The following is an 11,681-nucleotide window of genomic DNA, read 5'->3' on the forward strand; positions in this document are numbered from 1 at the left end:
CGCCGCCGCCTTCATCGTTCCCTTCATCCAAGGCGGTCCATCCATGAAGCACATCGTCAAGTCCCTCGTGCTTGTCACGGCCATCGCAGCAGGCGCGATGGCGCAGGCGCAGTTTCCGGAAAAGCCCATCCGCATCGTGGTCCCCTATCCACCAGGCGGCGCCACCGACGCGCTGTCGCGGATGGTGGGGCAGAAGCTGACACGGTCGCTGGGCCAGCCCACCCTGGTCGACAACAGGCCGGGCGCAAGCGAGCAGGTGGCCATGAACTTCGTGACCAAGGCACCCGCCGACGGCTACACGATCATGCTGTCCACCACGGGCGGCCTCGCCGTCAATCCGAGCCTGTATGGCAGCAAGCTGAGCTACAGACCCCAGGAAGACCTGACACCCATCGTCCAGGCGGCCAGCCTGCCAAGCGTCGTCTTCGTCCATCCTTCGCTTCCGGTGAAGACCCTCGGCGAACTGACGGAACACATCCGCAGGAACCCCGGCACGGTGAGCTATGCCTCCACCGGTCCCGGCCAGCCCTCCCACCTGGCGATGGAGCTGTACAAGCGCATGACGGGTGTGAGTGCCGTGCACGTCCCCTACAAGGGTGGCGCGCCCGCACTGCAGGATCTCGTCGGCGGCCAGGTGCAGGTGATGGTGGCCATCGCAGGCGAAGGGATGCCGTTTGCCGCCGCCGGGAAACTGCGGCCGCTCGCCGTTGCATCGACCACGCCCTCGCCTCTCTACCCACAGCTGCCCTCCGCGGCGGATGCACCCGGTCTCAAGGGCTTCGAAATGCCGACCTGGTTCGCCTTCATGGCGCCTGCCGGAACGCCCAAGGCGGTGGTCGACAAGCTCAACCAGGCCATCAACGAGGCCTTGCAGGAGCCCGACATCCGCACACGCCTCAGCGACATGGGCGTCGAGCCGGAAGGCGGTACCCCCGAAGCGCTCGCTGCCAGGATCAAGGCCGACACCCTCAAGTGGTCGAAGGTGATCGCCGAAGCGGGGATCAAGCTCGAATGAGCCGTGGCGGGGCCTTGTCGTCCGGGAGCCTCGCAAGGCCGTCAGGCGTTCGATTCGAACTGCTCGAAGCTCTGGCTCGCGATCTCCTGGACCGGGACATCCACGCCCAACGAGGTCTGCGCCGAACAGCCGTAGTACGTGATCCTCGGCGCTGGCGGATTGCAATCCACGGGCTCCAGCTTTCCGGACCTCACCTGCTCCGCGAACATGTGGCGAGGAAGGCAGGCGACGCCCAGCCCGGACATCACGAGTTCCGCCAATGCATGCGCGTTGTTGCCGCCGCGGATCTTTCGCGGCAGTGCATGCAACGGCCACTGCCTGTCGTAGAGCCGTGCGATCAGTGACCCGCCGGTCTGCTCGATCACCGGGCTTTGCGCGAGCTGCTCCAGGGTGCATCTTTTTCCCTTGGGGTAGGCACCCGGTGCGGAGAACCATGCGAATGCCACCTGGCCGAGAGGGCGGAGCTTCAATCCGTCCTTCACCAACGGGTCCGGCAGGAAGGCGAAGTCCAGGTCGCCGTTCCTCAGCTTCTCGATCAGCACGGGCGACTCGGCGACCTCCGGGTAGAGCGCCATCGCAGGATGGGCGTCCCGCATGCCGCGGACGAAGGCGGGGAACCACGTGGAGGCAGACACGTCGGTCAGCCCGATATGGAGCTCGCGAACCGGTGCCTGGGGGCTGGCGCTCAGCGCATCGAGCGCATCCAGCAAGCCGAACAGTTCCTCGCACGCCTGCGTGAGCTCGTGGCCTCGTCGCGTCAGCTCGTTGCGCCTGCCGGCACTTTGGAACAGCGGTGACGCGGCAACGGACTCCAGCTCCTGCAGCCGTTTCGTCGCTGCGGACTGGGTGATGTGCAGCCGCTCTCCGGCCTTGCCGAGGGTTCCCAGCTTCGCCGTCCAATAGAAGGCCTGCAGTTGCTTAACGGTCAACATCTTTTGGAGCTCCCGCGCCATGCCTGAATCGGAACGGCGTGTTGAAGTCGCAGCACTGGCATGCGATCGAGACGATCGAGCGATGAAAGTCCGACAGCGTGTCGTTCCGGAGGATGGCCACGTAGTCCAGGTCCGGCGTCTCGAAGTCGAGCGCGCATGCACGAAGGTTGCCTGCGTTCACGGCCTCGCGTGCGGCGGCCTCCGGCAGGTTGGCAACCCCCAGCCCGGCCGCGGCGATGCCGGTGAGTGCTGCCAGGCTGTCGCTCTGGATCACGCTTGCGGGGCGAACCGCGTGCAAGGCGAACCAGGACCCCAGTGCCTGCCCGGCGCCGGTCGACGCGCCCTGGAGCAACAGGGTCTGCTGGGCCAAGGTCTTCACCGTGAAAGGGCCGGCGTCGGCGTACGTCGGTGAGCAGTACCACCCATGTCTGGCGGTGCCGATGGGGACCTGGACCAGGTCGTCGGTGTGGTGGGTCGAGACCACGATGGCGATATCCAGGGCGCCGGAAAGAAGCATCTCCCGGAGCGTGGGGGACTGACCGACGACGACCTTCAGCTCGATGTTGCCGTAGCGAGCACGCAGGTCTTGAACGAAGCCGGGTATCCACGTTGCGGCCGCCAGCTCCGTGATGCCCAGGCGCAGCGCGGGTGCGATGCGATCGGCGTCGCAAAAGCGCTCGACCAGGTCCGCCCGCTTGCGCAGCACCGCCCTGGCCAGGCGCAGCACCTCCTTCCCGTCGGAAGTCAGCCGTGCAGGCCTCTTGCGCCTGTCGAGCAGTGGGCGGGGGTATCGCGCTTCGAACTCGCTCAGCAGCCGCGCGACGGCGGACTGGGAGGTGTCGAGGCTGCGTGCAGCGGCCTGGAGCGAACGCAAGTCGACGAATGCGACCAGCGCTTCCAGTTCTCTAAACGTCGCCATCCCGCTGGATCGCCTCGCGCCTGTGCGGCCCTCTTGCAGAAGACCATTTTGGAATACCCATGACTCCAATTATCTCCCTTTACGGAATATCTCCGCATCGAAAGAATCACGCCCATGCCCTTGTGACCCGTGGCTCTTCGGCGCTTCCGTCCGCGCCAGGGACCTCGGGAAACACGAGATCCGCAACACCCCGCCAATGGGGCCAGCGAGCCTCAGAAAACAGACCCATGCAGAACGCAGCCATCGTTGCATCGCGACTCAGCGTCGCCAAACCGTCGGCCAGTGTGGCCGCCAAAGCCAAGGCCGACGCGCTCCGTGCCGAGGGGCGCCAGATCGTGGATTTCACCGTCGGTGAACCCGACTTCCCGACGCCGCCGCACATCGTTCACGCCGGACGGCAAGCGCTTCTGGAGGGCCATACCCGCTACACCGCGTCCGCGGGCATCCTGCCGCTGCGCAAGGCCATCCAGGCCAAGCTCCAGCGCGAAAACCGCCTCGCCTACGAGCTTTCGGAAATCGTCGTCGGCTGCGGTGCCAAGCACATCATCTTCAACGCGTTCACCGCCTCCCTCAACGAAGGCGACGAGGTCGTCATTCCCGCGCCGTACTGGGTCTCCTACCCCGAGATGGTGCGCATCAACGCCGGCGTTCCCAGGATCGTCGACTGCCCGGCCGACGTGGGCTTCAAGCTCACGCCGGAGGCGCTGGAGGCGGCCATCACGCCGCGCACCCGGTGGGTGGTGTTGAACTCGCCCAACAACCCCACGGGCGCGGTCTACTCCGAGCCGGAGCTTCGCGCGCTGGGCCAGGTGCTCGCAAGGCACCCCCATGTGTGGGTGATGACCGACGAGATCTACGAGCACTTCGTGTTCGACGGCGCGCGGCATGCCTGCCTCCTGAACACCACGCCCGAGCTGAAGTCGCGGACGCTGGTCATCAACGGCCTGTCCAAGGCCTACGCGATGACGGGCTGGCGCGTCGGCTACGGCGCCGCCCCCGTTGCCCTCATCCAGGCCATCGCGCTGCTGATCGGGCAGAGCACCACCTGCGCCACCGCGTCGGCCCAGATCGCCGCAGCCGTCGCGCTGGACGGTCCACAAGGCTGCGTGCAGTCGGCCAGCGAACTGTTCGCCGCGCGCAGGACCCGCATGGCGACCCGGTTGAACGCCATCGACGGCATCGAATGCGACATGCCTGCGGGCGCCTTCTATGTCTTCGCGTCGGTTGCAGGCCTCATCGGAAAGAGGACGCCCGATGGCAAGGTGCTCGACACCGACCTGGACGTCTGCAACTACCTGATCGATGCCGCAGGCGTCGTGACCATCGATGGCGCCTCGTACGGCCTGTCGCCCTATCTGCGCTTTTCGTTCGCGACCTCCGACAAGGAGATCGACCGTGGCATCGCCGCCATTGCCGCGGCGGTCGATCGACTGAAGAACGCCTGAGCACTCCACAGAAAGCCCGAGACCATGTCCTACCAGAAGTTCGCGGACTTCGACCGCGTCACGCCGGCGCAGATCACGCGCGCTCGCAAGTACCAAGCCGCCATCCTGTGCGACGTTGCAGGTCGCCGCGGCACCATGAACTCCAGAATCAAGGCGATCCACCCTGCCATGACCGTTTGCGGCCCGGCTTTCACGGTCGAGGTCCGTCCCGGCGACAACCTGATGTTCCACGCGGCGCTGGCAGTGGCCCGGCCCGGCGACGTCATGGTCGTCGACGGCAAGGCGGATGCGACCTGTGCCCTGTTCGGCGACCTCATGGTGACGCAAGCGCAAGCCGCGGGGCTCGGCGGCTTCGTGGTCGATGCGGCGTCACGCGATACCGTCGCTCTGGCGGCCGGAACGTTTCCGGCCTTTTCCCTTGGCACGAACCCCTGCGGTCCCACCAAAGGACTCTCCGGCAGGCTGAGCGTTCCGGTCTCGGTCGGCGGCGTCTCGGTGCACCCCGGTGACCTGGTCATCGGCGACGTCGACGGTGTGGTCGTGATCCCCAGAGCCGACGTCGATGCCGTTCTTGCTGCCGCCGAGGAAAAGATCGAAGCGGAGGCTCAACGCATTCGCGAGATCGAGGAGGGCCTGCTGGTCTCGCCCTGGCTCAACGATGCCTTGAAGCAGGCCGGCCTGCCCGCGCTGGACGCGTAGCCGGCGCGTTGCGCCATCGCAGTCCCCGGGAAGGTCGCCTCGGCCTTCCGGGGCTGCGCTCGCCCGCAACACGCGCGAGCGCCCTCACCGCCGGCCCCAGGCGCCGGCACGTCTCCCCCCATTCTTGAACTGCGAGCCCGCCGTGCCCTCTGCCGCCGAATCCTCCACGAGGGAGCGGTCCTTCGAACGAACATGCGCCCCCGCAGCGCATCGACCGGACCGCTTGACAGACGCGCTGCGGGAAGACCTCCGGCTTCTCGGGCGCCTCCTGGGAGACGTGATCCGGGAACAGGCCGGAAGCGAGACCTACGCGCTCGTGGAGAGAATCCGCTGCCTGGCCGCGGCCTCCCGACGCAAGGCCGACAGCGCCGCGGCGGAGCAGTTGCGCGCCGTGCTCGACGGCCTGTCCGCAGACCAGGCGGTCACTGTCATTCGGGCCTTCACCTACCTCATCCATCTGGCCAATCTGGCGGAGGACAGGAACGCCGTGCGGCTGCGTTCAGCGCAGGAGCGACACGGCCACTGTCCCGAGGGAAGCCTTCGAAAGGCCCTTGCCGGCCTGGCGGATCGCGGCGTCTCGTCCGACGAAATCGCCAGCACCCTCTTGTCGGGCCATGTGTCGCCGGTGCTGACGGCGCATCCCACCGAGGTCCAGCGGCGCAGCGTCCTGGATGCCCAGCGAAGCATCTCCTCCTTGCTCACCGAGCGAGACATCGCCCAATCGGCCGCTTGCGGATTCGAGCACGGGGACGACCGGCTTCTGGGCGAACAACTGGCCGAGAACAGCGAGCGGATTCGAGCCCGCCTCACACAGCTCTGGCACACCCGGTTGATTCGATTCAGCAAGCTGACCGTGGCGGACGAGATCGAGAACGCCCTCTTCTTCTACGAATCCACCTTCCTCAGGGAGATTCCGCGCCTTCGCCAATCGCTCGAGCGGCAGCTGGAGCGACATGACATCGGCCCCGTCCTGAGGATGGGGAGCTGGATCGGCGGCGACCGGGACGGGAACCCCCATGTGAGCGCCGAGACCCTGCGCTATGCGCTGCGGCGCCAGAGCGAGGTGGCCATCCGCCACTACCTCGAGGAAATTCGCCAGCTGCGCGCAGAGCTCTCCTTCTCCACCCGCCTGGTGAACTGCTCGCCCGAGCTGGGGCAGCTGGCCGAGACGAGCCCGGACCACAGCGAGCACCGACGCGACGAACCCTATCGACGGGCGCTCTCTGGCGTGCATGCGCGACTGACCGAGACGCTCCGGGCGCTGTCAGGCGCAGCTTCTCGCGCCGCCGACGGCGCGCCGACGCCGCGCTACGCATCCCCCGACGCGCTTTCGGCCGACCTGAAAACCATCGAGGCTTCTCTTCTTGCGCACCAGGGTGAGGTGGTCACTCGCCACCGGCTCCAACCGCTCCTCTTCGCCGTGGAGGCGTTCGGCTTCCATCTGGCGACCGTCGACCTGAGGCAGAACGCCGACAAGCACGAAGCCGTGGTGGCCGAGCTGCTCCAGGTGGCACGCATCAGCGCCGACTACGCCGCGCTGGGCGAACAGGAACGACGGGCCTTGCTCGTCGGCCTGCTCAACGATCCCCGGCCACTGCGCCTGGTCGAACACCGGTACACGGGCCTGGCCCAGGCCGAGCTGGCCATCTTCGAGGCGGCGCGCGACATCCGGGACGTGTATGGGCCGAATGCGGTGCGCCACTGCATCATCAGCCACACCGAGGCCGTCAGCGACCTCCTCGAGGTGCTTCTGCTGCAGAAGGAAGCGGGATTGATGAAGGGGGCGCTGAACGCGCAAGCCGTCTGCGGGTTGGGGGTCGTGCCGCTGTTCGAGACCATCGACGACCTGCGCAATGCGCCCGGCATCATGCGCGACTACTTCCGCATCCCCGGCATGGCCTCGCTCGTCGAACGAAGTGGCGCCGAGCAGGACCTCATGCTGGGGTATTCCGACAGCAACAAGGACGGCGGGATCCTCGCAAGCAGCTGGGCGCTCTATCGCGCCGGCCAACAGCTCACCGAGCTCTTCGGCGAGCTGGCAAGGCACGGCCTCGATGCGGGAAGTTCGAAGGAGGCCGTCGGGCCGACCGCCATCCGGCTGCGGATGTTCCATGGCCGCGGTGGCACGGTCGGACGCGGCGGAGGCCCCAGCGACCAGGCCATCCTGGCACAGCCGCCGGGCTCGGTCCAGGGCCAGCTGCGGCTGACCGAACAGGGCGAGGTGGTCGGCGCCAAGTATTCGAACCCGAGGATCGGGCGCGCCCACCTGGAGGCGCTGGTGTCCGCGGTGCTGGACGCCACGCTCAGTCCGTTGGTCACGCCTCCGGATGAACGCTGGGTGGCCATCTCCGAAGCCCTCTGCGCGCGCAGCATGAGCGCCTACCGCGAGCTGGTCTACGGCACCCCTGGATTCCAGGACTACTTCTTCGATGCCACGCCCATCCGGGAGATATCGGAGCTCCACATCGGTTCGCGCCCCTCCTCGAGAAGCCCGCACCGCAACATCGAAGACCTGCGCGCGGTGCCCTGGTCCTTCAGCTGGGGGCAATGCCGGGTGGGCCTGCCCGGGTGGTATGGGTTCGGTGGCGCCGTCAGCGGTTTTCTTGCCACGCACGCCGATGAAGCCGTCGGTCCGGAGGCTGACCGCGGCGAACTGGCGGAGCTTCAGGCCATGTACCGGGATTGGCCGTTCTTCAGGCATCTGGTGTCCAACATCGGCCGCGCACTGGGCCAGTGCGACCTGGTCATTGCCGAGAAGTACGCGAGCCTGGTCGTCGACGAGCAAAGCCGCCAGGCCATCTTCGCCTCCATCTCCCGCGAGTGGCAGAGAACGGCCGACGCCATCGCTGCCATCGCAGGCGCCGACATCCCAAGGCCCGGCGACGGCTTCTCGCCGGCTGCCGAGATCAGGTCCCCGTTCATCGATCCCCTGCACCACCTGCAGGTGGCGCTGATGCGCCGGTATCGGGCAGGACAGGCCGACGAGAAGACGAAGCTCGGCCTCCACATTTCCATCAACGGCATCTCTGCCGGACTTCGAAGCACCGGCTGATTGCAAGTCAGCCCATCACGACATCCACGCCATGAAAAAAATCGTCTTTCTCGACCGGGCAAGCATCTCACCGCAGACCACCCTTCGCGCGCCCGACTTTCCGCACGAGCTCCGCATCTACGACAGGACCACCCCCGGTGAGGTCGGGGAGCGCATCAAGGACGCCGACATCGTGATGGTCAACAAGGTCCGGATCCAGGCCTGCGACCTGGAAGGCACGAACCGCCTCGGGCTGATCGCGGTCGCGGCCACCGGCACCGACAACATCGACCTCGCCGCATGCGCGTCCAGGGGCGTGGCGGTCTCGAACATCCGGAACTATGCCGGCCACACGGTGCCGGAGCACACCTTCGCGCTGATCTTCGCGTTGCGCCGGAGCATCCTGGCCTATCACGCGTCGGTCAGGGCCGGACGTTGGCAGGACGCCGCGCAGTTCTGCTATTTCGACTATCCCATCAGAGACCTCGCCGGCTCGACGCTGGGCATCGTCGGCGACGGCATCCTCGGCAACGCGGTCGCGGCGATGGGGCGGGCGTTGGGAATGAAGGTGCTCTTCTCCGGACACAAGGGCCGGACGGGGCAAGGAGAGCTCTACACGCCCTTCGAGCAGATGCTGGCGCAGTCCGACATCATCACGCTGCACTGCCCGCTGCTCCCGACCACCCGAAACATGATCGGCGCCGAGGAGTTCGCGAAGATGAAGAAGCGGCCCCTGCTGATCAACACGGCCCGCGGGGGATTGGTCGACGAAGCCGCGGTGGGACCGGCCCTGGCCGCCGGCCATGTCTCCGGGGCCGGCTTCGACGTCACCAGCGTCGAACCGCCGCCGCCGGATCACCCGTTCATGGCGCTGCTGAACCTGCCCAACTTCATCCTGACGCCGCACGTGGCGTGGGCCAGCGACGAGGCCACCCAGGGACTGGCCGACCAGCTCATCGGCAACATCGAGGCCTTCGTCCAGGGAACACCACGGAACCTGGTCGGAGGCTAGACCGGCCATGACGCACGAAAACCCTGTTGCGGATCCGCAGGCGTTCCTGCGGCGGCTGTTCGACGTCGCCGTCCGTCGAGCGTCGCCGGCCGATGCCTTGGCCTGCGTGCTTCCTGAGCCGCCTGCCGGGCGCACCGTGGTGGTCGGCGCCGGCAAGGCGGCCGGCGCCATGGCGCACGCGGTCGATGCCCTCTGGCCCGCTTCTGCCAACCTGAGCGGCATCGTCGTGACACGCTACGGCCACACGCCGCCGCGCCCCGCGAATGCCTTGCAGCGGATCGAGGTGATCGAGGCCAGCCATCCGGTGCCCGACGAAGCCGGGCAGGCCGCGGCGCGAAGCATCGTCGATGCGGTCAAGGGGCTCGGGCCGCAGGACCTGGTCCTCTGCCTGATCTCCGGCGGCGGCTCCGCATTGCTCTGCCTGCCCACCGATGGGCTCTCCTTCGAAGAGAAGCAGCGGATCAACGAGGCGCTGCTTCTTTCGGGCGCCAGCATCGACGAGATGAACTGCGTTCGAAAGCACCTCTCGGCCATCAAGGGCGGGCGTCTTGCCGCGGCGTGCTCGCCTGCGCGCATCCTCACCCTGGCGATCAGCGACGTCCCGGGAGACGAACTCTCGGTCATCGCCAGCGGGCCGACCGTGCCGGACCTGACGACGGCGGCCGAGGCACTGGGCATCCTGGACCGCTACGCCATCGCGCTGCCATCGGCGCTGCGTGCGCGACTCGCGTCTGGCGGTGGAGAAACACCCAAACCCGGCGACCCCATCTTCCTGCGCTCCCGTCAGCAGCTCATCGCCACCCCGCGGCAAGCATTGGAAGCGGCCGCAGCCGAGTCGCGCCGCCACGGAATACCTGCGTACATCCTGGGCGATGACATCGAGGGCGAGTCGCGTGAAGTGGCGCGAGTCCATGGCGCTGTCGCCAGGTCGATCGCGGTCCACGGCACGCCCTTCGCGAGGCCCTGCGTCCTGCTGTCCGGCGGCGAGACCACCGTGACGGTTCGACCTGCCCGCGGCCCTCGGCCCAAAGGCCGCGGCGGGCGTGCCGGCGAGTTCTGCCTCGGACTGGCGCAGTCGCTGAAAGGGCATTCGGGTATCTGGGCGCTGGCCGCCGACACGGATGGCATCGACGGCGTGGAGAACAACGCGGGTGCGCTGGTCACGCCCGACACCCTGGCGCGCGCCACCCATTGCGGCCTGTCACTGGACGAGCACCTCGACCGAAACGAATCCTACGGCTTCTTCTCGGCCATCGGCGACCTGGTCGTCACCGGGCCGACCTATACGAACGTCAATGACTTCCGCGCCGTGCTGATCACGTGACGACAAGGCGCAGAGACATTGCAAAAGGACGAACATGACTGAAACCACGACATCGGGCATCGAGGATCTGTTTGCCCACAATCGCCGATGGGCGGCCGCGATGGAGAAGGAACGCCCCGGATTCTTCAGCGGCCTGGTCAAGCAGCAGACGCCCCGGTACATGTGGATCGGTTGCTCCGACAGCAGGGTGCCGGCGAACCAGATCACCGGCCTGGAACCGGGCGAGGTGTTCGTGCACCGAAACGTCGCCAACATCGTCGTTCACTCCGACCTGAATGCGCTGTCCGCCATCCAGTTCGCGGTGGAGCGGCTGAAGGTCCAGCACATCATGGTCGTCGGGCACTACGGCTGTTCGGGCGTCCAGGCGGCACTCGAAGGTGCCCGGATCGGCCTGGCGGACAACTGGCTGCGACACATCCAGAACACCCGGGACCGCCACAGTGAGCTGCTTGGCCGCATCCCTGACGAGCAGCGGGCGCCGGCGCTGTGCGAGATCAATGTGATCGAGCAGGTGGTCAATGTGTGCGCAAGCACCATCCTGCTCGATGCCTGGGCCCGCGGCCAGCCAGTGACCGTCCACGGTTGGATCTTCGGTGTTCACGACGGGCACCTGCAGGACCTGCAACTGAGCATCTCCGGCACCGAGATGCTTTCCGAGAAATACCGACGTTCGTTGTCACGCATCTCAAAAGCTCGACATCGAAAGTAGCAGGCCTCCTCTCTCCGGCCTCCTTGGCGTCTGCCCAAGGTGAAGCGCCGGATGGGCCTGCCGTCTGACATCGCGCGCGAGAGGTCCCGCTCACCGGCGCCGGGTCCTCCGCACCGATCGCGGGACCCGGCGGTTTTGGGGCGGGAAGTCCGCCCTCAGGCCTCCAGCAGGTACTCGCTCAGATCGACCTGCTGCGTCGGGTTCTCCACCGAACTCACGCGACGATAGTAGGTGTCGAAGTACTCTTCGAAGTGAAGGATCTTCTGGTCTTTGACCCGGTAGATGTTGTAGACCATCATGTCCATGGTCGTGCCGTCCTTGTTGTGGTACGTGCACCGGAAGCGACGCGCCACGAAGTCCTTGTCTTCCAGATAGATCAGGTATCTGTTCTCGTCGGCGGTATAGGGCTGCGGCAGGTTCACTGCCGATGCGACGTTCAGGAAGTGGGCATTGGCGGCATCCCAGCCCTTGATCGCCTCCTTGCCGGGCAGAAGCACCTTGATGTCCTGGTGCAGATACAGCGAGTTGGCGTTCTCGGGATTGATCCGCCACTCTGTATGCCAGGCGTGAACAACATCTTTCGGACTCATCGACA

The 11,681-nt window shown here is 66.7% G+C and carries 10 protein-coding genes; 7 read left to right on the forward strand and 3 right to left on the reverse strand.

The features are described 5' to 3' along the window. Window positions 1-43 precede the first annotated feature (43 nt). Window positions 44-1,015, forward strand: coding sequence for a Bug family tripartite tricarboxylate transporter substrate binding protein (locus tag QTI20_RS18075; protein ID WP_286552831.1), 972 nt, complete (start codon window positions 44-46; stop codon window positions 1,013-1,015). Between the two features lie 41 nt (window positions 1,016-1,056). Here QTI20_RS18075 and QTI20_RS18080 read toward each other — a convergent pair whose 3' ends face one another. Continuing rightward, complete coding sequence (locus QTI20_RS18080; protein ID WP_286552833.1) at window positions 1,057-1,947, reverse strand: LysR family transcriptional regulator; 891 nt, start codon at window positions 1,945-1,947, stop codon at window positions 1,057-1,059. After that, complete coding sequence (locus QTI20_RS18085; protein WP_286552834.1) at window positions 1,934-2,866, reverse strand: LysR family transcriptional regulator; 933 nt, start codon at window positions 2,864-2,866, stop codon at window positions 1,934-1,936. The genes QTI20_RS18080 and QTI20_RS18085 overlap by 14 nt, the downstream gene beginning before the upstream one ends. A 227-nt stretch (window positions 2,867-3,093) precedes the next feature. Here QTI20_RS18085 and QTI20_RS18090 point away from each other — a divergent pair, with 227 nt between their 5' ends. From QTI20_RS18090 to can, 6 genes are all read left to right on the forward strand, one after another. Continuing rightward, window positions 3,094-4,311 carry an aminotransferase class I/II-fold pyridoxal phosphate-dependent enzyme gene (locus tag QTI20_RS18090; protein ID WP_286552835.1) on the forward strand — a complete coding sequence of 406 codons (1,218 nt, stop codon included), beginning with the start codon at window positions 3,094-3,096 and terminating at the stop codon, window positions 4,309-4,311. A 24-nt stretch (window positions 4,312-4,335) separates the two neighbouring features. After that, entirely contained in the window at window positions 4,336-5,010 is a 675-nt protein-coding gene (locus QTI20_RS18095) for an RraA family protein (protein WP_286552836.1), read from the forward strand. A gap of 223 nt (window positions 5,011-5,233) precedes the next feature. Further along, entirely contained in the window at window positions 5,234-8,062 is a 2,829-nt protein-coding gene (ppc, locus tag QTI20_RS18100) for a phosphoenolpyruvate carboxylase (RefSeq protein WP_286552837.1), read from the forward strand. A gap of 31 nt (window positions 8,063-8,093) precedes the next feature. Further along, a complete protein-coding gene (locus tag QTI20_RS18105; protein ID WP_286552838.1) occupies window positions 8,094-9,053 on the forward strand; it encodes a D-2-hydroxyacid dehydrogenase in 960 nt (319 codons plus the stop codon). Window positions 9,054-9,060: 7 nt separating this feature from the next. Next, a complete protein-coding gene (locus tag QTI20_RS18110; protein ID WP_286552839.1) occupies window positions 9,061-10,377 on the forward strand; it encodes a glycerate kinase type-2 family protein in 1,317 nt (438 codons plus the stop codon). Between the two features lie 34 nt (window positions 10,378-10,411). After that, window positions 10,412-11,086 (forward strand): carbonate dehydratase, encoded by a 675-nt coding sequence (gene can, locus QTI20_RS18115; protein WP_286552841.1) that lies wholly within the window; start codon window positions 10,412-10,414, stop codon window positions 11,084-11,086. Between the two features lie 155 nt (window positions 11,087-11,241). Here the strand turns inward: can and QTI20_RS18120 are convergent, their stop codons facing one another. Beyond that, window positions 11,242-11,676 carry a nuclear transport factor 2-like protein gene (locus QTI20_RS18120; RefSeq protein WP_286552843.1) on the reverse strand — a complete coding sequence of 145 codons (435 nt, stop codon included), beginning with the start codon at window positions 11,674-11,676 and terminating at the stop codon, window positions 11,242-11,244. Window positions 11,677-11,681: the final 5 nt, after the last annotated feature.

It is taken from the genome of Variovorax sp. J2P1-31 (assembly GCF_030317215.1).
Taxonomy (GTDB): domain Bacteria; phylum Pseudomonadota; class Gammaproteobacteria; order Burkholderiales; family Burkholderiaceae_C; genus Variovorax.